Annotated in this window: 18 protein-coding genes; 9 read left to right on the top strand and 9 right to left on the bottom strand. The window is 56.6% G+C overall.

What is annotated here, in order from left to right; all coding sequences use genetic code 11:
• Nucleotides 1–127: 127 nt before the first annotated feature.
• Nucleotides 128–1,585, bottom strand: a complete 1,458-nt coding sequence (locus ACUZ79_RS00160; protein ID WP_449250330.1) for a sodium:proton antiporter — start codon at nt 1,583–1,585, stop codon at nt 128–130.
• A 181-nt stretch (nt 1,586–1,766) separates the two neighbouring features.
• Between ACUZ79_RS00160 and ACUZ79_RS00155 the strand changes: the two genes are divergently transcribed.
• Together ACUZ79_RS00155 and ACUZ79_RS00150 are read left to right on the top strand one after the other, a co-directional pair.
• Nucleotides 1,767–2,357, top strand: a complete 591-nt coding sequence (locus ACUZ79_RS00155; protein ID WP_240825941.1) for a TrmH family RNA methyltransferase — start codon at nt 1,767–1,769, stop codon at nt 2,355–2,357.
• A 111-nt stretch (nt 2,358–2,468) separates the two neighbouring features.
• Nucleotides 2,469–3,356 (top strand): DMT family transporter, encoded by an 888-nt coding sequence (locus tag ACUZ79_RS00150; protein WP_449250329.1) that lies wholly within the window; start codon nt 2,469–2,471, stop codon nt 3,354–3,356.
• A 166-nt stretch (nt 3,357–3,522) separates the two neighbouring features.
• Here the strand turns inward: ACUZ79_RS00150 and ACUZ79_RS00145 are convergent, their stop codons facing one another.
• The gene (locus ACUZ79_RS00145; protein WP_449250328.1) at nt 3,523–4,134 is read right to left on the bottom strand and encodes a hypothetical protein; all 612 of its coding nucleotides are present in this window, start codon (nt 4,132–4,134) and stop codon (nt 3,523–3,525) included.
• 211 nt (nt 4,135–4,345) lie between these two features.
• Here ACUZ79_RS00145 and uvrA point away from each other — a divergent pair, with 211 nt between their 5' ends.
• From uvrA to ACUZ79_RS00130, 3 genes are all read left to right on the top strand, one after another.
• Nucleotides 4,346–7,303, top strand: coding sequence for an excinuclease ABC subunit UvrA (gene uvrA, locus ACUZ79_RS00140; RefSeq protein ID WP_449250327.1), 2,958 nt, complete (start codon nt 4,346–4,348; stop codon nt 7,301–7,303).
• 205 nt (nt 7,304–7,508) lie between these two features.
• The gene (locus ACUZ79_RS00135; protein ID WP_449250326.1) at nt 7,509–7,982 is read left to right on the top strand and encodes a MarR family transcriptional regulator; all 474 of its coding nucleotides are present in this window, start codon (nt 7,509–7,511) and stop codon (nt 7,980–7,982) included.
• Nucleotides 7,982–9,166 (top strand): MFS transporter, encoded by a 1,185-nt coding sequence (locus ACUZ79_RS00130; protein ID WP_449250325.1) that lies wholly within the window; start codon nt 7,982–7,984, stop codon nt 9,164–9,166. The genes ACUZ79_RS00135 and ACUZ79_RS00130 overlap by 1 nt, the downstream gene beginning before the upstream one ends.
• Before the next feature lie 165 nt (nt 9,167–9,331).
• On the opposite strand, the gene ACUZ79_RS00125 is transcribed toward ACUZ79_RS00130, so the two are convergent.
• Both ACUZ79_RS00125 and ACUZ79_RS00120 read right to left on the bottom strand, forming a co-directional pair.
• On the bottom strand, nt 9,332–9,544 hold the full coding sequence (locus ACUZ79_RS00125; protein WP_240826080.1) for a hypothetical protein: 213 nt from the start codon (nt 9,542–9,544) through the stop codon (nt 9,332–9,334).
• A 145-nt stretch (nt 9,545–9,689) separates the two neighbouring features.
• Nucleotides 9,690–10,925: an ISL3 family transposase gene (locus ACUZ79_RS00120; RefSeq protein WP_096152604.1), complete on the bottom strand. Its 1,236-nt coding sequence runs from the start codon at nt 10,923–10,925 to the stop codon at nt 9,690–9,692.
• Between the two features lie 134 nt (nt 10,926–11,059).
• Here ACUZ79_RS00120 and ACUZ79_RS00115 point away from each other — a divergent pair, with 134 nt between their 5' ends.
• From ACUZ79_RS00115 to ACUZ79_RS00100, 4 genes are all read left to right on the top strand, one after another.
• Nucleotides 11,060–11,497, top strand: a complete 438-nt coding sequence (locus tag ACUZ79_RS00115; RefSeq protein ID WP_449250324.1) for a hypothetical protein — start codon at nt 11,060–11,062, stop codon at nt 11,495–11,497.
• A 17-nt stretch (nt 11,498–11,514) separates the two neighbouring features.
• Complete coding sequence (locus tag ACUZ79_RS00110; protein WP_449250323.1) at nt 11,515–11,817, top strand: hypothetical protein; 303 nt, start codon at nt 11,515–11,517, stop codon at nt 11,815–11,817.
• A 33-nt stretch (nt 11,818–11,850) separates the two neighbouring features.
• Nucleotides 11,851–13,086 (top strand): ISL3 family transposase, encoded by a 1,236-nt coding sequence (locus ACUZ79_RS00105; protein ID WP_096152604.1) that lies wholly within the window; start codon nt 11,851–11,853, stop codon nt 13,084–13,086.
• A 70-nt stretch (nt 13,087–13,156) separates the two neighbouring features.
• Nucleotides 13,157–15,205, top strand: a complete 2,049-nt coding sequence (locus tag ACUZ79_RS00100) for a sensor domain-containing diguanylate cyclase (RefSeq protein WP_449250322.1) — start codon at nt 13,157–13,159, stop codon at nt 15,203–15,205.
• Nucleotides 15,206–15,301: 96 nt separating this feature from the next.
• Here the strand turns inward: ACUZ79_RS00100 and ACUZ79_RS00095 are convergent, their stop codons facing one another.
• From ACUZ79_RS00095 to ACUZ79_RS00075, 5 genes are all read right to left on the bottom strand, one after another.
• The gene (locus tag ACUZ79_RS00095) at nt 15,302–16,489 is read right to left on the bottom strand and encodes a serine hydrolase domain-containing protein (RefSeq protein WP_449250321.1); all 1,188 of its coding nucleotides are present in this window, start codon (nt 16,487–16,489) and stop codon (nt 15,302–15,304) included.
• Nucleotides 16,490–16,696: 207 nt separating this feature from the next.
• Nucleotides 16,697–20,953, bottom strand: a complete 4,257-nt coding sequence (gene glgP / locus ACUZ79_RS00090) for an alpha-glucan family phosphorylase (protein WP_449250320.1) — start codon at nt 20,951–20,953, stop codon at nt 16,697–16,699.
• 29 nt (nt 20,954–20,982) lie between these two features.
• Nucleotides 20,983–22,239, bottom strand: a complete 1,257-nt coding sequence (locus ACUZ79_RS00085; RefSeq protein ID WP_449250319.1) for a glycoside hydrolase family 57 protein — start codon at nt 22,237–22,239, stop codon at nt 20,983–20,985.
• Nucleotides 22,239–23,588: a glycosyltransferase family 4 protein gene (locus ACUZ79_RS00080; RefSeq protein WP_240825909.1), complete on the bottom strand. Its 1,350-nt coding sequence runs from the start codon at nt 23,586–23,588 to the stop codon at nt 22,239–22,241. The genes ACUZ79_RS00085 and ACUZ79_RS00080 overlap by 1 nt, the downstream gene beginning before the upstream one ends.
• Nucleotides 23,589–23,598: 10 nt before the next feature.
• Nucleotides 23,599–25,767, bottom strand: coding sequence for an amylo-alpha-1,6-glucosidase (locus ACUZ79_RS00075; protein WP_449250318.1), 2,169 nt, complete (start codon nt 25,765–25,767; stop codon nt 23,599–23,601).
• Nucleotides 25,768–26,072 lie beyond the last annotated feature (305 nt).

Raw genomic sequence — 26,072 nt, 5'->3', positions numbered from 1 at the left:
CGCTGGCGGCGCAAATGCCGCAAAGCGGCGTTTGATCAGTATCAGGCGGGCTTTATGCCCGCCTTTTTGCGTGTTGGCGTTGTCAGGTTGTGTCAGCCGTCTGCTCAACACCGGCCAGACCAGCCGCCTAGGTAAAGAAAAACCAGGTCAACAGAGCGAACAGCGGCACAAGGATGCAGACCGACCACAAAATGTAGCCAAAAAATCCAGGCATACGCACGCCCTGATCTTCCGCGATGGCCCGCACCATAAAGTTTGGCGCGTTGCCTATGTAGCTGCATGCGCCCATAAAGACTGCGCCAGCGGAAATGGCCGCCAGAGTTTCGGGCATATGGTGCATGAGCGTTTGCGCATCACCACCAGCGGTATTGAAAAAGACCATGTAGGTCGGGGCGTTATCCAGAAAACTGGAAAGAACGCCCGTCAGCCAGAAGTACATGGCATTGACAGGCTGCCCATCGCGCGAGACCAGTTCCACCAGCGGGGCCAGCGCGCCGGAGGTCCCTGCCTTGAGAATGGCCATGGCCGGGATCATGCTGACAAAAATACCAAAGAACAACTGGGCCACTTCTTCAATGGGCCCCCACGTAAAGCCGTTCAGTTCGCGGCATCTACGGCTGGTATAGCGCATGGAAAGCCACGCCAGGCAGAGCAGGGCGGCATCGCGCAGCACGTTTTGGGCTTCCAGCGGCACGCCGCCCACCGTGGCTATGGTTCCCAGCGGGAACAGGCCGGAAAGCAGCACGGCAGTCACCACGCCCAGCAGGAACAGCAGATTGATCTTGCCGTCAAGTCCGAGTTTTTCCTGGCTGTGCATTGCCTGCCCCGGTCTTGCGGGCGCGGCTTCAGCAGGGTTGATCGGCGGTACGGGGCGGCCTTCCTTGTTATAGAGCACCATGTCCAGAACAAAATAGATTGCCAGCAGGGCGGTGGAAAGGCTCAGGGTCTTCAAAAACAGGTGCGAGGTTGTCCAGAAAAAGTCCACGCCCTTCAAAAAACCCAGAAACAGCGGCGGGTCGCCCAGCGGCGAGAGTGAGCCGCCGATGTTTGCCACCAGAAAAATGAAAAATACCACAGAATGCACGCGGTATTTGCGGTGCGCATTGGCTCGCAGCAGTGGGCGCACAAGCAGCATGGCTGCCCCTGTGGTGCCCATCCAGCTTGCCAGCACAGTTCCTATGGCAAGAATGCCCAGATTCACTGGCGGCGTGCCTGTGAGCGAACCTTTAAGGCGCACTCCACCCGCAACCGTGTACAGCGAAAAAAGAAGTACAAGGAAGGGCACGTAATCCAGCAGGATGATGTGGCAGAATTCATAGAAGGTCACGCCTGGGCCATAGACGGCCAGGCAGGGGACAAGAAAGGTGAGCGCCCAGAAAATGGAAATTTTTCCCCGGTGATGTTCCCAGAAAACATGGGCGGTCAGCGGCAGTATGGCTATGGAAAGCAGCATGCCCGCAAAAGGGATGATCCACCATGCGGAGAGGGTGCCGGGAACTGTAAGGTGGTCGGCGGCGGCAAGAGCCGTATAGGGAGTAAGCAGCAGTGCGCTCAGAGCATATGCAGAGAGGCGGAGTAGATTCATGTTGCTCCTGAAAAAAAGTGAATGGATTGCAGGTCGATAAGAAAAATCGACCAAGACTGGTGTGCTAAATATACCCTAATTGGCATTGTCCGTCCATCCCGGCAGATCGGCGCACTTGCCTGAAAGGCCGTTTTCTGCCACACAAGGGCAGCAATCAATTACAATGTGTAAGGAATCAGCCATGCCCAAAGAACCCACGGCACGGCGCAAGGCCCGCTTTCTGGAAGTGCTGAGTCACCGCCAGCCGGACCTTACGCTGGTGCTTGCCAATATTCACGACCCGCACAACGTTTCGGCCATTTACCGTTCGTGCGATGCCTTTGGCGTCAGCCGCGTGCACCTGTATTACACCAACACGGCATTTCCCGCTTTGGGGCGCAAAACATCGGCCTCGGCCCGCAAATGGGTAGAAACCGAGCGCCACAAAACCTGCGAAGGCATGATGGCAGAGCTGCGCGGTCAGGGGATGCAGGTGCTTGCCACCTCGTTTACAGAAAAGGCCCGCCCCATGCGGGAATGGGATTTTACCCGCCCCACGGCTGTGATTATGGGCAACGAGCACAGCGGCGTTGAGCCGGAACTGCTCGCTGCCGCAGATGGCGAGCTGTACATTCCCATGTACGGCATGATCCAGAGCTTCAACGTTTCTGTGGCTTCAGCCATCATTCTTGCAGAAGCAGCACGCCAGCGCGAGGCCGCAGGCATGTACGCCACCCCGCGCTTTGATGAGGCAACTCTCGCAACCCGTCTTGGGGAGTGGCTGGAAAAATAGCGATAGCCCGAACTGGCCGATATCCGGCCACGAAAGCCCGGGCCGCCCGCGCGGCGTTTGCGGGCGATACTTCGGGCTTCCGCAGCATGTAACTATTCGCCAAGAATAGTCATGAACAATCCCTCGCTGATCTGTCAGGCCTATGCCTTTGCCACTGTTGTACTGTGGTCGACCGCCTATGTGTACACAAAGGTTGCGCTGGCTTTTTTTACGCCGGGGCCGCTGGGCCTTTTGCGCTGCGCTGTGGCGTCGCTGGCCTTTGTTGGCATCTTGCTGGCAAGGGGCTGGGCGCGCGGGGGATTTTTTGTTCCTTCTGCCCGGCATCTGTCCCTGTTTGCGGCAGCAGGGCTGAGCGGCTTCACACTGTATCTGCTGGCCTTCAATGAGGGTTCCATCACCCTCAACCCCACCACCAACTGCATTGTCATTTCCACTGCTCCCATTCTGACGGCGGCGCTGGCACGCCTGTTCTTCAGCGAGCGTTTGCCCGTGCTGCGCTGGCTTGCGCTTGCGCTGGCATTTGGCGGCGTGGTGGTGATGAACGGCGGCGGGCAGGGATTTATGCTGGCCCCCGGCATGGGCTGGGTGCTGGTGGCCGCAGTGCTCATAAGCCTGTACAATATTACGCAGCGCGCCTTGTCGCGGCACTACGGCTCCATGGAAATCGCCGCCTGGAGTTTTTTTGCGGGTACGCTGTTTTTGCTGTACTGCCTGCCGCAAACCATTGCCCAGGTGCAGGCTGCGCCCGCCAGAGCGCTGTGGCTTGCGTTTTTTCTGGGGATTTTCCCCAGCGCCGCAGCATACCTGCTCTGGACAAGAGCCCTTTCCCTGGCCCCGCGCACAAGCCTTGTGACCAACTACATGTTCCTGACGCCCTTTTTGTCCATGCTGCTTGATTTTGCGGTGACGGGCGGGCTGCCTGATGCCTCCACCTTTGCGGGCGGCGCGATCATCATGGGGGCTTTGTTGCTGTTCAGCCTTGCGGGCAAGCGGGGCTAAACGGTTCTTTTACTTTCTGGCTGTCTTGGAGAATAAAATAGCTATGTAAGCTGTTGCCGCCACGCTGACTTTTTACACAAAAACAAGGCCCGTTTCCGCAGGAGATCTCCGGCAGAAACGGGCCTTTCCATTGCGGGAACCCAACCCTGATTTTAATGCTGGGCCGCTAATCGGTGTGCGGCTGCACCAGCTTTTCAAAACTTTTGCCGTTCCACTGAAAGCTTACGTCATTGTCTACCGGAACATGGGCCATGCCCGTACTGGTCCAGAACATGGGCTGCGCCTTGAGGCCGCCAAGGCCAAGGCAGATCATGACCGTAGCCTGAACATCGGGCGGCATTTTGCGCCCGGGGGCAAAAAAGACGCTTATGTCCGGCTCTTGCGGGGTGTCCACCGGCACGGCGCGGCCGGTGGCGTCAACCCGCCATAGCTCAAGGGTGCACACAGCGCCGCCCAGAGTGCCGAATGCGGCAAGTACGGAGCCGTCCGTAGCGTTGCGGAACAGGCGCAGGGCAACGGCTGTATCCCTGAACGGCATGGAGGCGAACACCAGAACGTCTTCCGTTTCTCCGGCGATCTCCCAAAATTCCGAATGCCCGGCGGAAAGCAGTTTTTGTTTTTCCTGCGGGCTCAGGCCTTCAGGAGTGTTTTCAAAAATACTTTCGGGCAGCAGTGCAAAGATACTGCGGGCAGTGACTTCGCTTTCGGCGGCCTGCACAGAATCCGACAGTGCGGCAAGCAACAGAACAATCAGTAAACAATGTATATGACGCGGCATACATCCTCCCGCAGACAGATGGTTGCAGAAACAGACGTGCTGTAAAAATTTTTATACCGCTTTCGGCAAGGCTTGTCCATGCACGCAGGCAAAGGATTGCGCGATACGGGGTGGTGGGGGGCTGAGGGTGCATTTTGCAGCGGCGGGGGCGCGCAAAAATACGCAGGCTCTGCCCTTGCCAATGCCCCTTGGGCCGCTTACATATGCTTTCATGAACACAAGCAAGCCCTGCATCCACATTGAAAAGGCCCGCCAGCACAATCTCAAAAACATAAGCCTGGACATCCCCCGCGATGAGCTGGTGGTGATTTGCGGCCCGTCAGGTTCCGGCAAATCAACGCTGGCGTTCGACATCGTGTACGCCGAAGGCCAGCGCCGCTATGTGGAATCGCTGTCTGCCTACGCCCGCCAGTTTTTGCCCCAGATGGACAAGCCGGACGTGGAAAAGATCGAGGGGCTTTCGCCCGCCATATCGCTTGAGCAGCAGAGTGTTTCGCGCAACCCGCGTTCAACCGTGGGAACAGTCACGGAAATTTACGACTTTCTGCGCGTGTTTTTTGCCCGGCTTGGGCGCATGTATTGCCCCCAGTGCGGGCGGCCCATCGAGGCGCGCGCCGCTGATGAAATCATTGGCGATATCATGGCTCTGCCGCAGGGCACCAAGTTTATGGTCATGGCTCCGCTGGTGGAACTTCAGAAGGGCACGCATCAGGACAAGTTCAAAAAGCTCAAGGCCGAAGGCTTTGCCCGTGTGCGCGTCAACGGCGAGTTTTACACCTTGGACGATGTGCCCACGCTGGACAAGAACAAGAAGCACTCCATTGATCTGGTGGTTGACCGCCTGGTGAACAAGGAGGGCATTCGCGGGCGTCTGGCGGATTCTGTTGAGCTGGCCCTGCGCTATGGCGAAGGGCGTCTTGTGCTGCACGAGCCGGACAAGGCCGCCGCAGGGCAGGAGGCAGACACAGTGCACTCCACCACCTCGGTATGTGCGCACTGCCGTATTTCGCTGCCCGCACCCAGCCCGCAGCTGTTTTCGTTCAACGGGCCGCAGGGCGCCTGCCCGCGCTGCGTAGGCCTTGGCGGCGTGGATTATTTTGAACCCCGCCTCATTGCGCCCAATATGGGGCTTTCGCTGAATACGGGCGCGCTGTTGCCCTGGGCCACGGACAAGATGTTCAGCCGATATGAGGACGCCCTCAAGGCACTGGGCAAGCGCTTCAAATTTCAGCTTTCCACGCCGCTGGAGCAGTTTAGCGAAGACGCGCTTTCCGCCCTTTTTTACGGCGAGGATGAACAGGGACGCCCCGCGCGCGCCTCGTTGGGCCTGCGCCGCAACTGGATGGGCGGCAGCGTGGCCCTTGGCGCCGGCGGCGATTATCAGAGCGAGCATTTTTCTGACGCACTGCGCGCGCAGGGGCAGGTGGGCGTGAGCGAAAAACGCTGGCCCGGCGTTATTCCTCTGCTTGAAAGCGGCATGCAGTACGGCGATGCCTGGCGCGAGGCGCTTTCGCGTTTTCGGCAGACCATGGACTGCCCGGACTGCCACGGAGCGCGGCTGAACACCAACGCGCTCTCCGTGCGGGTGGACGATCTGAATATTGCGCAGTTCTGCAACCTTTCGGTTGAGCGCGCGCTGGAATGGCTGGAAAAACGGGAATTTACGGGACGACATGTGGTCATTGCCGAGCCGCTTATGAAGGAACTGACCCACCGCCTGTCGTTCATGCGCAGCGTGGGGCTTGAGTATCTTTCGCTGGGGCGCTCCATGTCCACTCTTTCCGGCGGCGAGGCCCAGCGCATCCGTCTGGCATCGCAACTCGGTTCAGGCCTTGTGGGCGTCACCTACGTGCTGGACGAACCCTCCATCGGCCTGCATCCGCGTGACAACGAGCGGTTGCTGGGAACCCTGCGGTCGCTTCAGGCGCGCGGTAATACCGTGCTTGTGGTGGAGCATGACGAAGCCACCATCTGCGCGGCGGATACGGTCATTGAACTTGGCCCAGGCTCTGGCTCGCAGGGCGGCGAAATCATGTTTCAGGGGCGGGTGGACGACCTGCTCGGCAAGGCGGACACGCTCACTGCCCGCTATTTGCGTGGCGATGACGTGATCGCCCTGCCGGACGAACGGCGTGAAGGGCAGGGGGCGCTGGTCATGCACGGCATCACCACCAACAACCTGCGCGATATTGACTGCCGCATCCCTTTGGGCGTGCTGACCTGCGTGACCGGTGTTTCCGGCTCCGGCAAAAGTTCGCTTGTAGTGGATACGCTCTACAAGCATGTGGCCCTGAACCTTGGCCTGCGCGTGGATCAGCCCGGCACCATCGGCGGGCTGGAATACGAAAAAGGCTCTGCGCCCGTGGAACGTATTGTGGCCATTGACCAGACGCCCATTGGGCGCACGCCGCGTTCCAACCCTGCCACTTACACCAAGATTTTTGACGAGATTCGCAATATTTTTGCCATGACCCAGGACGCCCGCAAACGCGGCTACAAGCCGGGGCGTTTCAGCTTTAACGTGCGTGGGGGGCGTTGCGAAGCCTGCGGCGGTGATGGGCAGATTCGCGTTGAAATGCACTTCTTGCCCGACGTGTACGTGACCTGCGATGTGTGCAAGGGCAAACGCTATAACCACGAAACCCTTGAAGTGCGCTACAAGGGGTTGAACATCGCCGAGGTGCTCGACCTCACCGTGCATCAGGCCCGCCAGCTCTTTGAAAACTATCCCTCGCTGGAGCGCCGCCTTGCCGTGCTGGAAGAAGTGGGGCTGGAATACCTGCGACTTGGGCAGCCCGCCACCACGCTTTCGGGCGGCGAAGCACAACGCATCAAGATTTCGCGCGAACTGGGCAAGCGATCCCTGCCAGGAACCATGTATATTCTTGACGAGCCGACTACTGGCCTGCACATGCACGAGGTGGGCAAGCTCATCAAGGTACTGCATGCACTGGTGGACAGGGGAGCCAGCGTGGTGGTTATCGAGCATAATACAGACATGATTCTGGCATCCGACCATGTTCTGGATATGGGCCCCGGCGGCGGCGAGAACGGCGGCCAGATCGTCTCTGCCGGAACGCCCGAGGCCATCGTTGCCGACCCCAATTCCGTCACCGGGCGCTTCCTCATGCAGGAGAGGCTGGACAGGCTCAAGCGCAGACGGGAATAACATCCTAAGATAAAACAAACAGTCAGACTGCCGTAGCCATGTTGCATGGCGGCTTGTCGGGCGCATCCGGTTTACCGGATGCGCCTTTTTTATGTCAGCCATCCTGAGAGTGACTGAATAGCCGGTCCGTGTGCTCGTGCGGATTTTTTTGTTGACATGGAAACAATTTTTCAAGATTGTTTCCATGTCAACAAAAAGGAGCGCCATGAATCAGCCACACAGGATTGTAGCCGAGCTCATCAAAATTTCTGAACATGCCGACGCCTTCAGGCATGGGAGAGAAGACTTTTTTGATGACCTGAACCTCACGGAGGTTCATTGCATCCATTGGATAGGAACTCTTGATCATGCCAATGTGACAAAGGTTTCTAACGAAATGGGCATGACGCGTGGGGCCATAAGCAAGATATGCAAAAAACTGCTGAAAAAAAATCTTATCGAAAGTTATCAGGAGCCGGAAAACAACAAAAATATCTATTTCAGGGTTGCGGAAGGCGGGAAAAAAATATTTGAAGCCCATAAAATTAACCATGACAGAACATTTGGCGAAAAAGTCTGCATCGTAAATAAATATGATGAAGACGAGCAGGCAATAATACTGCGTTTTCTCATGGATATTAATGCATTTGTTGAACGCGGCTATGAACAGATTTACACAAATTGCGAGAAAGATGAATAATGGAGAATGCTATAATGAATTCAGCAACAGTCAAAAAAGACGTTGTGTATTCCATATCGTTCGCGCATATGTTGAATGACTGGTATATGAATATTATTCCTATACTTACGCCATTTCTCATTGCGGCTGGCTTTGGTATTGGAGAGGTTTCGTTTGCCATTTCCGCCTTTACCATTACCTCATCGCTTTCTCAGCCGCTTATTGGCTATATGGTGGACAGAAAAAACCAGAGCTGGATGATATATGTAGGCACGGCCTGGCTGGCGATACTGCTGAGCTGCATAGGTCTGACCCACAGCTCTACCATGCTGATTGCACTTGCGGCCCTTTCCGGTCTTGGAGCTGCGGCTTTTCATCCGCAGGCATCGGCTATGGTTAGCGCAGCGAGCGGGCAGAAAAAGGGAATGTATCAGGCTGTTTTTGGGGCTTCGGGGAATCTTGGCTGGGCGCTGACGCCCCTGTTTGTCATCCCGCTGGTGGAACGGTTTGGCCTGAGCGTCACGCCCTACTTTGTGGTGCCGGGCATTATTGTTACCGTATTATTGGCCTTCAAGGCTCAGAAAACGCCCGCAAGATCGCAGGCAGAAACAGTGCCGATGATGGAGGCCCTGCGCCCCGCCTGGAAAGAGCTGAGCAAGCTGGTGCTGATTATTGCCGTCCGCACGCTGACCTATTCCGGCCTTGTGGCCTTTCTTCCTCTGTACCTGCAACAGCAGGGCATGAGCTTGTCCGTCTGCTCCCACTTGCTGTTCATTCTGCTGCTTTCTGGCGCAGCAGGCGGCATAGCGGGTGGTTATCTTTCAGACAGGTTTGGTAAAACCATTGTTATTTTCTTGTCCCTGGCCCTCTCTCCCATTTTTTTCTACCTCTTTCTGCATGTTGGCGCAGGCCTGCAACCTGTAGTGTTTGCCCTGGCCGGGGCGACGCTTCTTTCGTCCTTCTCGCCCATTGTGGTGCTGGCGCAAGAGCTGCTTTTCCGGCAGGCCGCAATGGCATCAGGATTTTCACTGGGGTTTGGCATCGGCATTGGTGGACTTGGCGTTGGCCTTGTTGGGCTTGTCATCCAGTATGCAGGTCTTGCCCTTGCCATCAATATGCTGATCTGTCTGCCCTTTGTCGCTGCCTGTATAGCCTTGACGCTGAAAGGCCGCAAAACATTGGAGCAGGCGGGGTTTGCACAGTAGCGCCACTGCCGATGAGGTGGTGACTTTTTGCGGTCTCGTTGGGCAGCATGAAAAAAGCCCCGGCACATGGTACAGGCCAGGGCCGGGGCTGAGCCGGTTCGCACTCTGCCAACATGACGAACCGGAGGAGGGGGCATGCGGGGTCGGAAGCCTTGGCTTTGCTCTCTATTTTTTGGGGTCAAATTTCAGTCTTTTGCTTTCAAGACGTTGCGCCTCGGCATCGTTAGGAGTGCAGCCGCAGGAGTTTTTTTTGCCATCGCCGCAGCCGCCATCGCAACAGCCGCATTTGCCCTTGCTGACCGCCGTATAAACCCTGCGGCCAAAGTAATATGCAGCCGCAATTATGCACAATATGACGATAATCAGTTGAATATCCATGTCTTCACCTCTTGTTTTCCCCAGAATCCCTTGCGGCACATGGAGGATGTGCACGTAGTCTGCTCTCATAGAAAATGAATGTCAACTTCATTTGGATGGGCCAAAAAATATTTGGTTCTTCCGGGTTTTCCGTGGGTAACCCCTGTCAGGAACTGGCCGGGTAGAGGTTTAGACCGCCACAGAAGAAGTAGATGGCTGTCTTGAAATGCTCCCGGTTCCTATAACCGCAAGCCTTCCTCTTGATGGCCATGATCTTGCTGTTGAGGCCCTCGGCCACGCCGTTGGTGATCCTGTGGCGGCAGAAGGTCAGGATGTTCTCAAGATGTCTCTGAATCAGTCCGCCCACTTTGCGCATTGGGGCAAGATCTGACCTGTTCACCCAGACCAGCCATCGCTTCACAAAACGTCTGGCCCATCCCGTGCTCAGGTACTTCCAGACGTCGTTCAGGCTTTCCTTCATGGCCCAGGCCTTGGCCACCTTGAGGTTCGCTGTCTTCAAGGCCTCCAGGGCTGGCCGGTGTTTGTCCGGCAGATTCTCCTCCCGGTATAGCCAGAGGAATTTCGTGCCCTTGAGTCGATGGTCATCCTGACTTGTGAGTTCGCGGTGCTCTTGCTTGCGTACCCGGTCCACAGCCTCGCCTACGTGTTTCATGACGTGGAACCGATCGTGAACGATTTTCCCCGCCGCGTCCGGCACATGTTTGAGCGTAGCTTTAAAATAGGGCTCCCACATGTCCATGGCCACGGCCTTGATCCGCTCCAACTGCGCCTTGGTGAACTGAAGGTAGTACCCCTCAAGGCTTTCGGCCTTACGCTCGTCGGCCACATACTCCACCGTGCTGCCGATCAGATCACAAACCACGGTCACATAGTCGTGCCCCTTGCGGAATGCCTTCTCGTCAACGCCAAGATACCGCGAGGGATTCGATTGCTTGCGCTCCCGGCCCCGGCGCACCGCCCTTTCCATGACACCCCATGCTTCGTCCCAGGTGATGCGCAGGATGCGCCGCGCTCCTGTTACGGTGGCGCACTCGGTCAGCACGTCGATGATCAATCGCTCCATCAATATGGTGAAACGTGCCTTGGACTCGGCCCAAGGCACGTTGACCTGAAGGACGCCATGCTCGGGGCAGTCCACTCGGGGAATCCGAGCATGCAGGAACGTCTTGAACTGGCACGTGTCCAGATGGCGCCAGACACGAGGCTCGGCATGGTCGCGGCAAGCCAGCTCTCGACCACAAGTAGGGCAAAACCAGCGAACACCAGGACCATGCTCCACGCGGATGTCTACCCGACCTTCCGCCGTGTCCAGTTCAACAGCCTCAACAAACCAGGGCTCGGTCAGCCCGAGAATCCGAAAATATAGGTCCGTATCCTTCATTGGTGCCCTCCGGGAAGGACATTAGCAGATCAGCTACCCACGGAAAACCCGGAAGAGCCAAAAAATCCTGCCCCGGTGGCGTGAACACAGAGCCACAGGGGCAGGATTGCAAGAAACAATAGAGGAATCAAAACATGCCTATTCGTAAGATATTTATTTGTGTGCTCACAGGCCTGCTGTGTCTTGGCCTTTTGTGCCCCAAGGCAGCAGACGCAGCACAAACCCCGCAGGAATTTGTTAAGGAGTTTTTTGGGTGGTATCTATCCAAGCATTATGAACATAAGGATATTCTAGAAGATGGAAAACTGCCAGGATATGTTGATGAAACGCTTATTGGATACCTCAAACAAAAAGAAGTAACAAGCTTATATTATTTTACGCAAATGGGTGAAACGATGCAATTTAAAGATTGCCGTGTGCTTGTAAATAATGCTCTTTCCATGACAGACGATGTCTATGTTGTTCCTGTAATATTTAAGGGAAAAGATTTTTATAATGTCGTCATAGCATATGTAAAAAAAACTGGAACAGAATTTAAAATTGCATCCATATCAGATGCCTACCCATACTAAATTGGCAGGAAATGTATATGAAAAAATTTCTTCTTATATGCTTGCTTTTTTGCATAGGATTGTTTCAATTATGCCCACAAGTTGCACGCGCGCAAGATGTTGAGTCCTTTGTGCAGGATTTTTATACATGGTATATGAAGCAATCACTGGCAACAGATCGTCGTCTTGTCTTTGATGATGGCATGTTTAAATACGTGTGCAAATGTACCGCAAAAAGAGTACGCCTTGATTATAAAAGAGTAGTAGCTGATTCTGACTATTTTCTTAGGGGGCAAGACTTTGGAAAAGAATTGTGGCTCTTCCGGGTTTTCCGTGGGTAGCTGATCTGCTAATGTCCTTCCCGGAGGGCACCAATGAAGGATACGGACCTATATTTTCGGATTCTCGGGCTGACCGAGCCCTGGTTTGTTGAGGCTGTTGAACTGGACACGGCGGAAGGTCGGGTAGACATCCGCGTGGAGCATGGTCCTGGTGTTCGCTGGTTTTGCCCTACTTGTGGTCGAGAGCTGGCTTGCCGCGACCATGCCGAGCCTCGTGTCTGGCGCCATCTGGACACGTGCCAGTTCAAGACGTTCCTGCATGCTCGGATTCCCCGAGTGGACTGCCCCGAGCATGGCGTCCTTCAGGTCAACGTGCCTTGGGCCGAGTCCAAGGCACGTTTCACCATATTGATGGAGCGATTGATCATCGACGTGCTGACCGAGTGCGCCACCGTAACAGGAGCGCGGCGCATCCTGCGCATCACCTGGGACGAAGCATGGGGTGTCATGGAAAGGGCGGTGCGCCGGGGCCGGGAGCGCAAGCAATCGAATCCCTCGCGGTATCTTGGCGTTGACGAGAAGGCATTCCGCAAGGGGCACGACTATGTGACCGTGGTTTGTGATCTGATCGGCAGCACGGTGGAGTATGTGGCCGACGAGCGTAAGGCCGAAAGCCTTGAGGGGTACTACCTTCAGTTCACCAAGGCGCAGTTGGAGCGGATCAAGGCCGTGGCCATGGACATGTGGGAGCCCTATTTTAAAGCTACGCTCAAACATGTGCCGGACGCGGCGGGGAAAATCGTTCACGATCGGTTCCACGTCATGAAACACGTAGGCGAGGCTGTGGACCGGGTACGCAAGCAAGAGCACCGCGAACTCACAAGTCAGGATGACCATCGACTCAAGGGCACGAAATTCCTCTGGCTATACCGGGAGGAGAATCTGCCGGACAAACACCGGCCAGCCCTGGAGGCCTTGAAGACAGCGAACCTCAAGGTGGCCAAGGCCTGGGCCATGAAGGAAAGCCTGAACGACGTCTGGAAGTACCTGAGCACGGGATGGGCCAGACGTTTTGTGAAGCGATGGCTGGTCTGGGTGAACAGGTCAGATCTTGCCCCAATGCGCAAAGTGGGCGGACTGATTCAGAGACATCTTGAGAACATCCTGACCTTCTGCCGCCACAGGATCACCAACGGCGTGGCCGAGGGCCTCAACAGCAAGATCATGGCCATCAAGAGGAAGGCTTGCGGTTATAGGAACCGGGAGCATTTCAAGACAGCCATCTACTTCTTCTGTGGCGGTCTAAACCTCTACCCGGCCAGTTCCTGACAGGGGTTACCCACGGAAAACCCGGAAGAACCACAATTTTTATCAGGCTGTTCGTAACAGCATGATGGAAATGAGCGGCATGACCAAGTATCTGGCGCAGCAGGAATATCACGTCAGCAGAGAATATGTGCTTGGACTTGCCCCCTTGTTTTACGCCCACGGCGTGCGGCGTTTCAGCATTGTCGATGCAGAAGGCAAGGGTTTTGACGGCGGAGGCGCGCAGGTAGACTACAGCAATGACCCGATCTTTTTACGCACCCGTCAGGGCCTGACCCATGTTGCCACCGCTGGCGGCACCACCAGCCCGCGTCTTCTGGTCATTGGCAATCCGCTGGTTGCCCACGGCAACGTACAGGCGGTTCTTATCAGCGAATTCCCGGCAGAAGCCATAGAAAGCAATATGGAAACGTGGGCGTTCAGCAACAACACCTACAACATGGTTTTTGACGAATCAGGCCAGCCCCTCTTCTGGTCGCCGCCCCCCGGCAAGGTCATGGATGACCTCTTTGTTTCGTTCACCACATGTGGGATTCCCTCGAGCGTTACGGACATACTGCGGCAAAAATTTGCAGACGGCGCACAGCAGTCCGTGACTTTTTTTGACAAAGCCACGGGCCTTTTCATCGCCACAACGCCTGTTGAACGTTTTGGCTGGCGCATGGTCTCCTTTGTCCCGCAGCAAGCAGGCAATGCGGCTGCTTCAAAACAATCGCTCATCACCAACGAGCTTGTCTGGCGGCTGGTGATTCTGGCTGGCATAATCCTTACATTCCTGCTGTTGCTTGAGCGCAACTCCTCCCGCAAGCTGCGCCGCCAGCAAGAGGATTACCGCTCCATCATCACCAGCATGTCCGGCGGTGTGCTCAAATTTTTCAGCCCTGACGGCACATTCCTTTTTGTCAGCCCCAATTATGTAAAAATGCTCGGATTTACAGAGGCAGAATTTAAAAAAGCATACGGCAACAGTTTTTCTGCCACAGTGTATGAACAAGACCGCGAATCCACGCTACGCACCATGCGCAAGCAGATGAAAAACTGCCAGCCCATAGATGTGGAATACCGCACACGCACCAAGAACGGAGCCTTGATCTGGCTGTACCACAAAGGATCTGTGGTCAACATTGAACACGGCCGATCCTACATACAAAGCATTGTCTTTGACATTACCCGCAATAAAGAAGCGGCCCTTTCCAAGCGCATATCCGATGAGCGTTACCAGTTTATTCTGGAACAGCACGACATCAACATATTTGAGCAAAATCTGGTCAACGGATATTTTTCCTGCTCGGCTCAATGGCTGCACACCTTTGGCGCTGTTTTCAATATCCTGGAGAACGACCCGGCCATCCCGTTGTTTCCTGACGATCAGGAACGCCTTGTGGCTTTTCAAAAGGAAGTGCGCCTTGCGCCGCACCAGCATAAATGCACCCTTGAGGCAAGGTTACGTGATGCCGATGGGGAATACCGCTGGTTTCGCATTGAGGCCTCCAACATAGCCAATACCCAGGGTTCCCCTATCTATTCCATTGGCATTATTACGGATATCGACAAGCAAAAATCTCTGGAGCTGCAATTACGCACCCAGGCCACACGCGACGGCGGCACCGGCATGCGCAACAAAATATCTACGGAGAAAGCCGTATCGCAATTTCTGGAAACGCACGAATCCCCCCTGCCGCAATTCTACGCCATGTTCATGGTTGATTTTGACAATTTCAAGGGCGTCAATGACCGATTCGGCCATGCCATGGGTGACAAGGCCCTCTTTGACATGGCCCAGATCATCCGCCGTAATTTCCGTGGCGTGGATATTGTGGGACGCATCGGCGGCGATGAGTTTCTGGTTTTCTGTACAGAAAAGATGTCGCTGCTTGGCATACGCGAGCGTGCCCACATACTTGTGGAACAGCTGCACACCCAGTGCTGCGACCAGCACTCATGCCTCACCCTGACCGCCAGCGTTGGCGTGGCATGCAGCCCACGGGATGGCACAACCTATGCTGAACTGTTCAATAAGGCAGACAAGGCCACTTATGCCGCAAAAAAACTGGGCAGAAACAGATGCGTGTTCTATAAAGAAATGAATGGAGATGCAGAGCAGGGTGACCCTCTGCAATAAGGATTGTTGCCTGATACTCAAGGATGCGGCTGTTCCAGAGAACAGCCGCATCCTTGTTTCATGCATTCACAGGGCGTATGCCCAAGTTGGCGCAGATTAACGTGCCGTTTCCGCGCTCCGCTGCCTCATGGCATGCAATATTTCCGCTCCCAGCGCTATGGCATGCGAAATGGCCTTTTCGTTATTCACGCTCACAGCAATGGCATAGCCTGTCTGGCGGTCATAAAAATACACCGAGCCAAAGCCGGGGAATAATCCAAGCTTGCCTGTCAGATCAATGCTGGGTTCGTTAAATAAAAAGAGTGTGCAACCATCAAGTTCACTGCTGACATAATGATTATTCTTTGAGACGGATACGGCCTCCTTTCCATCTGGCAAAACCAGAGGCCTGAGAGGCAACACTTCAAGAACGTTATTCTTCAGCACACGATCAAGATTTACAAGGCGCACCACATCATCCGGCGCGGCTTCAAGGTTGCCTGTGCCCTTGGCAATGGCAATACTGGCTGCCAGTGGCAGTTGCAGTTCGTTCCCGCTAGAAGTGTAACCATTCGCTAGGCGAGGGACCACCGCTCCGTCCACTCCCACCAGCAGAGACTTCATGCCCAGCTTGCCCACAAACATGTCGAGCACCTGCTCCCCATAGGGGCGACCCGTAATCTTTTCGGCAATAACAGCAAGCATGAGAAAACCGGTATTACAATATTGCTGCCGCGTACCTGGCAGGAACAGAGGCGGCTGCTTTGCCGCCATATCAATGAGATCCTCTGCTGACCAGTAACGGGCCCAATTTTGCTGTACCTGCGCAAGGGCAAGCATTTCCGGCATGCCCGATGTATGCTCCAGCAGGTTGCGCACGGTAATATTCTTGCCGTTGGGATAGGCGGGGAAAAATCGAATTATGGGCGTGTTGTAGTCCAGCTTGCCCTCTTCAATGAGACGATGGATAAGCGTTGCCGTAAAAACCTTGGTGACAGAACCTATTTTGAACCGCGAAGCAGTGGTCAGGGGGGTTGGGTTTTCCAGCGAGGCATTGCCAAAAGCGGCACACACGGGGGTGTCCTCCCCCTTGCGCAGCAAGGCGACAGAAAGTCCTGGAACCTCCGGCAATGCTGCTTTTTTTGCAGCCAGCGCCACTACCGTTCTGCGGATATCGTCTGCTTCGCCAGTTTTTTTGCCAGCGCAGGCAACCAGCATGAGACACCCCATAACGAGGATGGCAGACAGACAAGCCACACGGAGTGCTTGAGAAAACCGGAACGAAAGAGCGCGGCGGTGGATCATACATTTCCTCCACGGTTGTGGTACCGCCCGCGCAGGAATTCACGCGCCTGGCTATGGGCAGAGTTCCATACCATAAAACACCCCTGGCACCTTGGCAATGCTCAACAATGCACACTTTGCCCTCCCCAGCAAAAAAACTGCCGCGCCCCGTATCAAACACGGAGCGCGGCAGAACTACGCTTTCATCCCGCAAAGAGCGGTAACACACTAGGCCCAGAGAATATTATCCGTTTCCAGTGGCGAAGCCTGCGCCGGATGCACGGGCATGATGCGCACGCCGTATCGGTAATGCCCGCTGAATGTTGGAATGTAGCTTGCGGTATAGCGCATGCATTCCTTGCAGTTTTCTTCTGCTCTTGGCTCGAGACGCAGGATTTCCGGCTTGTCGCGGAAGCTGCCGTTGATGAGCGCCTGCCCGATCACAAGCTGCACCAGTATTTCCTGCGGCTTCATTTCGCCAAGATGCATGCGCAGTTGCACACTCACCGGTTCGCCGCAGACCATGGTGTTGTTTTCCACACCGCTGATGGTCAGTTCGTCCACCTTGACCGTGCCAAAACGCGCAGGCAAATCATTCTGCCAGGCGGCAAGCGCACGGCAGGCCTCCCAGTTGTTATCGCGCAGCATGTTGCGCCGGCGCGCCGCCCGCAGATAAAACTGACGGATATAATCGTTGAGCATGCGGTTGCTGCTGTACATGGCCGTGAGGCTTTTGAGCGAACGCTTGGCCGTGGCAACCCATTCCAGGGGCAGACCTTCTGCATTGCGCTCAAAATACAGGGGGACAACCGCATTTTCCAGTAGTGAATAGAGGGCCTCGGCATCGGCGTAGTCATTCTGCTCGCTGCTGGGCAGTTCTGTGGAAACCACAGGGCCAATGGTCCAGCCGTTCTGTCGGTTGTAGCCCTCGCACCACCAGCCGTCAGAAATGCTCAGGTTGATGCCGCCGTTGACTGGCAGTTTCATACCGCTGGTGCCCGAGGCCTCGTGCGGCCTGCGCGGCGTGTTCAGCCAAACGTCGCAGCCTTGCGCCATAATGCGCGACACAGCCAGGCTGTAGTTTTCCACAAAGAAGATGCGGCCCAGAAAGCGCTCGTCCCGGCACATGCGCAGCACTTCCTGAATCATGTTGATGCCCGCCTCGTCCGCAGGATGCGCCTTGCCGGAAAATACCAGCACCACAGGGCGGTTGGTATTGCTGAGTATGCGGGCCAGCCTGTCCGGGTCTGCAAAAATCAGCGTGGCGCGCTTGTAGGGGGCGAATCTGCGGGCAAAACCAATGATGAGGGTATCTGGTTTGAGCATGGATTCCATGCGTTTGCGTTCATCAGAAGACAGATGGAACTTCTGGATAAATTCCGGAATCCGGCGGCGCAGGTCGTCAAGCAGGGCTTCCTTCTGGTGCATGCGGGCCGCCCAGAAGGCCTCGTCAGGGATATGGTCCACCTTGTCCCATACGCCGGAACCGGGAGGCGACTGCATCCAGCCAGAACCAAGATACTGGTGCAGCAGTTCATGCATCCAGCTGCCCACGTAGGACGGCACATGAATACCGTTGGTAACGTGCCCGATGGGCGTTTCCGCCACAGGCAGGCTCTTCCAGAGGTTGTTCCACATGTGGCGCGAAACAACGCCGTGCAAACGGCTCACACCGTTGGCCCAGCACGAATGCCGCAGAGCCAGAACCGTCATTTCAAAGGAATTGCTGTTGCCGCCCTCTATCTGCCCAAGCTGCACAAACTGCTGCCAGGACAAACCAAGGTTGGCCGCAATTCCGCTGAAATACCGTTCCATCAGCTCCAGAGAAAACGATTCGTTGCCAGCAGGCACAGGGGTATGCGTGGTAAACACCGTGTTGGAGCGCACCCGCACAGTTGCCTCGGTATAGTTCATGCCCATGCTCAGGCATTCCTGAAGGCGTTCCATGGCCATAAAAGCCGAATGCCCTTCATTCATATGAAACACGCTGGGCATTATGCGCATCGTGCGCAGCAGCCGCATGCCGCCCATGCCCAGCAGCATTTCCTGCAGCAGGCGCACCTCGCGGTTGGCCTCGTAGAGCTTGTCGGTAATGCGGCGGTCTTCGTCCGTATTGCGGCGGGTGTCCGTATCCATGAGGTACAGGGTTATGCGGCCCACAGCCAGCTTCCACACCCTTGCAAACAACAGGCGGCCAGGCAGTTCAAGCTGCACATAGACCGGCTGGTTGTCCGCATCGTAGACCATCGAAATGGGCATGAGGCCGAAGTTGTTGACGGGATACTGGGCCACCTGTCGCCCATCTGCGTCTATATCCTGCCGGAAGTAGCCGTTTTTGTATAAAAGGCCAACGCCCACCAGAGGAATGGCCATGTCCGAAGCAGACTTGAGATGATCGCCAGAGAGGACGCCCAGCCCGCCGGAATAAATGGGGATGGATTCGCTCAGGCCGTATTCTGTAGAAAAATAGGCAATGGGGGCTTCTGGCGTCACATCCGTGCTGAGCGAGCGGATGGGTTCGGCCATGTAGGCGTCAAACTTGGCGACGACCTCACGGTAAAGATTCATGTAGTCTTCGTTTTCCAGCAGATCGCGGAAGCGCTCCGGGTCGGCCTGCTCAAGCATCTTGAGCGGATTACGCCAGCTTTCCCAATGGGAGGGGCTCAGGGCCATGAACAGTGCCTTGGCCTTGTCGTGCCAGCACCACCACACATTGTGGGCAATGTCGCGCAGGCGGGAAAGCTCTTCCGGCACCTCGGCAACGGCCATGATGGGCCGCAAAAATGGCGTGGCGGAACACGATGTGGAAAGCACCCGCGCAAGCGCCGCATGCCCGCAGTCACAGTTAATCCGGGTGGAGGCCTTTTTGAAAGCTATCTCAAAAGCCCTGACGTAGTTTTCAAAAAAGAACTGCCACGATGATTTTTCTGCCAGCGCGCGCGCTTCCGCGCGCCATTGGGGCAAATCATCCACTGCGCAAGTGGCGGCGCGGATCAGATGCTCGTGCAGCACTGTGGCGCTTTGCTCAAAGTTCATGCCCCGGCGTGGCATGACGCACACGCCCTTGAACGCAGCGGCCCCTTCCTGCAACTGCGTGCGCGCCCACATGCCAAAACCGGAAAGATCCGTGGTAAGGGTGGGCACGGCCCAGGCCGCGCTTTCCTGCGGCGTATACCCCCACGGCTCGTACCAGGAGGGGAAACATCCCACATCGCAGGCCGACATGACTTCATCGTAGGGCATATTCAAAAAGCCGTCTTCTCCATTGAGCATGGCTGGCACAAAGATGACCTTGACCCTGTTTTCCGGCCGGTTGTTCAGGCCCAACCGATGGCAGGCGTTGAGTATGGGATCTTGTGGCGCATTCCAGGCGAAATGCGTGCAGATAAAGGGCAGGCCGTTGTCGTTGGCCTCGGGGTCGCCAGAAACCGCAGCGGTATTAACGCCCGTATGCCCGCCCATGACAAGGCACAGGGCCAGAATGGAAGCGTCCGTGCCAGCCAGGCTCTGCTCAAGTTTTGCCAGGGCATCAAGAAAGATGTCCACGCCCTTGTTGTGCATTTCATAGCGGCCAGAAATGGCGAAAATGCGTGTGTTGGCGGGCAGTTCGCAACGCAGAAAGCGGTTGGCGGCCTCCACTATGCGCGCCCGGTGTTCCTCCGGGCGGGAGCGTTCTACGGAATAATCGGGGATAACCCGCATATCCAGACCATTGGTGGTGATGACATCGGGCTGCCGCCCCAGCAGCACCGTGGATTCCTCGCCGGTGATGGGGCTGACGGTGGTAAAAACGTCCGCTTCGCGGGCGCTGGCCCCCTCAAGCGACCACTTGGCCGTGATGTTCAGGGCTGCGGCCTCGTTGGCGGGGTTGATGCTGCGCAGGTTGGAATAGATATCCCGCCCGGTTCCGGCCATGGCGCGCCCGAGCATGGTGGCGTGGGTAGTGAACACCGTGCCTATGCCGGGAGACAGTTTTTTGAGCGAAAGCAGGCCAGCGCCGCACATCCATTCGTGGAACAGGGCAACGCTGCGTCCTTCAAGGGGTTCGACCCGGCTTTCATGAATGGCCGCAATAACCGCACTGCAAGCCGTGGCGAACATGACGGGTTCAATATAGTCCCACCCGCCGGAAAGCGAATCCACACCGTAATTTTTCCACAGATCATACAAAAGCTGGTTGCTGGAATAACGCTTGGCAAAATCCACCAGAATGGCCTTGGGGCGACCGGGAATATTCCAGCGGCCCATGCGGCATTTGAGATCCTTTGTGGCAAATGCCAGGCGAAGCGAATCCCATATATTCTCGTCCGTTTCTTCAAAACCCACATTTTCAGCCAGGGACGGGCCAAGGAGAAAATAGTCCTCGCCAAACTGCTCTACAGCCTGCAATGCCTTGCTGCTGACCACAGAGTAAATGCCCCCCACCTTGTTGCAGACTTCCCAACTGACCTCAAACAACGTGACGGTGCTGTTATCGAAATTCATGTTTTCTCCTTATGGAAAGGCCGATTGGCTTAAACGGACGCACCAGTGCCGGAACGGACATTGCTCTTGCGTGCTCTGCGGGGCTTGAGTTCCTTGCCTGCCAGTTCTGCGGCTTCAAGTCGCAGCTCAAAATCTGCCAGCACATTCATATAGGTGATATAGGCGTCATAGGGGCTATCAAAGGGGCTGGGCCTGTCCTGCCTTGGGCCGGAAAACAACTTGGTGGACATGTGCCGGAAATGGTCGGCGGTTTGCAGGCGCTCGTAGTCGTGCAGCAGCATCTTGTCGCCGCTGGCGCTCACCCTGGCGGCCAGGCTGTAAAGCGTATGGATGGCGTCTTTCTGCATGTCGTTGCCAAGCCACGATGTCAGGTCGTGGCCGCTTTCTTCCCACGACACGAACTGGGGCACGTCCACTTCTCCGGCTGGAGCGCGCTTTCCGGCAATGGAGCCGGGCGTGGCAAACCTGAAGCGACTGTCGCGCAGCAGGGCCTCGGGCAGGGCCGACATAAAATCGAAGATGCCCGAATCCTGCCCATGCCGCAGACCGAATATATGAAAATCATTGTAAATATTGATCACATCCGCTTTTTCGCCCAAGCTGTGGCACCACGAGGCGAACTTGTCGGCAGTGAGCGGCCAGTCGTTCCACCCCCTGTCGCCAAAGCGCAGCCCCATGTCGTCGGAAAGGGACGTATTGCGAAGCAAAAGATTCATCTTGGGGGCGGAAACCGGGCGGTACACCCAATTGGGGCTGCGCCAGCCAAGCACCTGATCCGCACCCTCGGCCAGGGCGGTTTTAAAACCATGCTGCTGCAAGGCGGCGGCAAGGTCATTGTTGAACACGCATTCCGTATGCATGAAGGTGGTGGGCTTTTTGCCAAACAGTTTTTTGATGCGCGCGCTTTGCGCCTTGACCTGCCTGTCAAATTCCTCGCGTGAATACAGAAAGGCCAGCGAATGCGCCGAAGTTTCAGCGACAAATTCCACGCAGCCCGTAGCCGCAAGGGCGCACAGGCTTTCTGTCACTTCAGGGGCGTACTGCTCAAAAAGATCCAGGGCGGTGCCCGAAACGCACAACGACACCGCAAACGCCCCTTCATGGCGGCGCACAAGCCTGAGCAGCATTTCTGCGGCTGGCAAATAACACAGGCGCGCCGCGCGCAGCATGGTTTCGCAGTTGCGGTCATCGTCTTCGTAAACGGAGCTCTGCCCCATATCGAAAACCGTGTAGCGGCGGAACTGGTACGGTTCATGTATATTGAAACACAGACATAGCGCAGGCATCAGTGACCTCCAAGGACATCCCGGTAAATGGTCAGCAATTGGTCAGCGGCATTTTCCCATCTGATGGATTTCATTTCTTCGCGACAGTTTTTCACCAGCTCGGCGGCAAGGCAGGGATAACGCAGCACGGCGCAGATCTTGTCGGCCATGTCGCGCGTATCCCAAAAATCGGCCTTGAGGGCGTGCTCCAGCACTTCTGAAACGCCCGACTGGCGCGAAAGCAGCACCGGCACATCGTAAAGCATGGCCTCCAGCGGCGTTATGCCGAAAGGCTCGGAAACTGAAGGCATGACGTAAAGATCGCTGAGGGCGAACATGCGGTCCACATCCTCGCCGCGCAAAAATCCGGCAAAATGGAAGCGCCGCCCCATGCGCAACTGCCCTGCCCTGCGGATCAACGCTGGCAGCATGTCGCCGCTGCCAGCCATGAAAAAGCGGACATTGGGGATTTTTTGCAGCACAAGGCGGGCCGCTTCCATAAAGTATTCCGGCCCTTTCTGGAATGTCACCCGGCCGAGGAACAACACGCGCTTTTCATGCCGTATGCGTTGCGGCACAAGATAGCAGCGCCCGGCCTCATGCCGCGCAACGGCATTGTGCACCACCACCACCTTTTCGGGCGCCACACCGTAGCGGTCAATGACGGTTTTGCGGGTCAGGCGGCTTACGGCCACCACCACATCGGCTGCGTTCAGCCCGGCGCGCTCTATGCCCGCCACCTGTTCGTTGATGTTCAGGCCACTGCGGTCATATTCCGTAGCGTGGATGTGCGCCACCAACGGTTTGCCAGTCAGCGCCCTGGCCATCATGCCCGCAGGATAGGTCATCCAGTCGTGCACGTGGATGACGTCAAACTGCTCCTGCACGGCAATGGCCCCGGCAAGACGGCTGTAACGCTGCACCTCGGCCATGAGGTCAGGCCCGTAACCGCCGTGCAGTTCAAACGTGATTTCGCCTTTGCAGGCGGCATGGCCCGCATGCGGTGCAAAGGCGCGCGTACTGGCCGCATTGCCTGGCTCATGCCGCAGATTTTCCAACGCTTCGGCATAGCCCTTCGGCGTGAGGTAGGGAACAAGCGGACTTTCCACCGGCAGGCAGCGGATGCTGCTGGCCCAGAGTTCATGCCCGGCCTGCGTCATGCTTTCCGCAATATGGGCCGCAACCGGAGTTCCGGAGGCCCCCCGCAGACGCAAAAAGCTGTTCTGCCCGCTGCCGCCTTCCACTCGTGGCAGTACAAAAATAATCTCCGCCCCTTTTTTTGCCAGAGCCTGCGTCATGCCAAAGCATGCCGTTCCCAGGCCACCGCTGATGTGGGGCGGAAATTCCCAGCCAAACATAAGCACTCGCATGGCGAAACCCTTATTCTTCACTGCCGGGCGCGGACACGCCCAGAGTCATGGTTGCCCTGCATACGCCGGTTGTGTCGCCGGATGCAGGATGGGCCAGACAATGCGCCACCCTTTGCTCCCATTGGACGTAAACATCCGGCGCGGCCTTTTGCAGTTTTTTGAGCATGCGCAGGCACTCGGCCACGCTCCAGGCCTGGGCGGTGCAGCCGCCGGGATTATAAGGCGGGGAGCCGTCAAAAACTTCTGAGATGCTGCCAAGTCCGGCTTCGCAGAGATGCTGGCAAAACAGGGGCGTAACCATATCAAGCAAACCCTGAACAGCACCGTCCAGATCCCAGGCAGTGTGCAGCAGCGCATCTGCGTAATGGCCCAGCAGCCACGGCCAGACCGTGCCCTGATGGTAGGCGGCATCGCGGCTCTCGCCATTGCCTTCGTACCTGCCTTTGTATGCGGCTGCGTCAGGGGCAAGGGTGCGCAGGCCAAAAGGCGTGAGCAGCCTGTTGCGCACGCATTCCACAACTTGCGGTTGAAAATCGTCCGCAAGCACGGCATGCGGCAGGGACACGGCAAATATCTGATTGGGACGCACGCTCCGGTCGAGCTGTCCGTCGCGCCACACGTCACCCAGATAGCCGCCCTCCTCGTTTGCCCAGAAGCGGAGCAAAAATGCATCGCGCATGACGGCTCGCTGCCGCTCGCCCGTGAGCAGCGGCTCCTGAAATGCGGCGGCAAGGCTGTCGGCAAGGGCAAGGGTGTTGTACCAGAGGGCGTTGATTTCCACGGGGCAACCGTGCCGGGGCGTGACCGGGCAGCCGTTCACCTGAGCATCCATCCAGGTGAGCTGGGTATGGGCGTCGCCCGCATGCAGCAGGCCCTCGGCATCCACAAAGATGCCCATGCCCGGCCCCTTGCGGTAGCCCTTGATGATGGCTTTCAGGGCATCCCAGGCATGTTGCCGCGCCCAGGCCAGACCATCGGGAACAATGGCAATCGCCTGTTGCAGGGCAAAGGCATACCACAAGGATGCGTCTACTGTGTTGTAGGCATGCTCGCCCGACTCCGAAAACATGTTGGGCACAAGGCCATTGCGGATATGCCGCCCCACCTCGGCCAGAACGCGCAGACCAAATTCTTCGCGTCCGGCGTAAAAGGCCAGCCCCGGCAGACTGATGAGCGTGTCGCGCCCCCAATCGTCAAACCAGGGATACCCGGCAATCACGGTGGATCGACCAGAAGGCGTCGTTATGCAGAACTGGCCGCCAGCTTGCGCCAGTTGCCCGGCAAGGCCGCCGCCTGCAAGATGGGCATCTGTGCGGGCGCGGCTTTCCGTCTCCCACAGGGCGCGCAGGTTTTCTCCGCAGGCCTCCGTGCCAGCCGCCACATACACGTAACCGCCCTGAGGCAACGACGGCAGAGCTATTTCAAGCGTGCCGGGCATGAAGAGGTCTTCGCTGTCGTCAAAGCCACGCTCGCGCTCTTCAAAATATTCCACATTGCGGCACCAGTCCGGCTCGGCCACAAAAATGGCGGAGGCATGCTGCCTGCATTTTTCGCTGGTCGTCGCGCCCTCGGCATTCACAGCCATCGAGCAAGCCTTGCCTGAATCTCCGGCGGCCTGAATATACAGGGGCGGCAAGCTCTCATACGGACGGATGGAAAAACCACCGGACACGGCAATGGTATCAGCCCGCAGGGCCGGGTTAGCCCGCGTGAGCGCGTGGATATTGCGGTAGGCAAGCAAGGGCTTGAGGCGCAGAGTAAGCGGGGGGATGTCCTCCGGCCCGCGCAGTTCATAGCGCACCAACAGCAGGCTTTTATCCCGCGCAAGCAGCATCTCGCGGCTCAGGCTGACTTCGCCCACCCGATAGGTACTCTGCGGCCACTGATCGAGCTGAAAGGCTTCAAGATACTCGTGCCCGTTGGGATAGAGCGTGCCGGGATGCTGACGGGTGGAAAAAAAGAATTCCTTGTCGCCGCCGCACACCGATTCCTCAAGGGCAGAGAGCAGCACATGCCGACCATGTGGCGTGTTGACGATAAGCAGGCCGTGATATTTGCGCGTGTTGCAGCACAAAATGCTGCTGCCGGAGCAGTCGCCCCTTTCGTTGGCGAGCAGCCACTCCCGGTGCAGCGCCCTGCGTGTGTTCTGGCAAGCTGCCTTGTCAAAGCTGAACCGCATACGGCCTCCTTGGCGCCCATTATGGAGCGCGACGGCGAATGCTGCGGAAAGACGAAGGGCGCAATCGCCGCCTGACCGCCAGACAGTGCTGGGCGGCCCAAGTTGCGGCAATGCTTGCAGGAAGGTACGGCGGAAAGGGCGCAGAGAGAAACTGAAACAGCCGAACCTCTGACCGCGAAAACCGCAACAGAAAAACATTTAAGAAAATAAAGGTCTTCTCTGTTTTTACAGTTTTACCTTATCCCATTATTTTTTGGCTGTCGAGCGCGTGTCACTTTTGTTTTCAGGTTTATCGTCTTAACGAT

It is taken from the genome of Desulfovibrio faecalis, from assembly GCF_053570625.1.
Note: the sequence above shows the minus strand (reverse complement) of the source record. Positions and strands in the feature narration are given on the sequence as shown.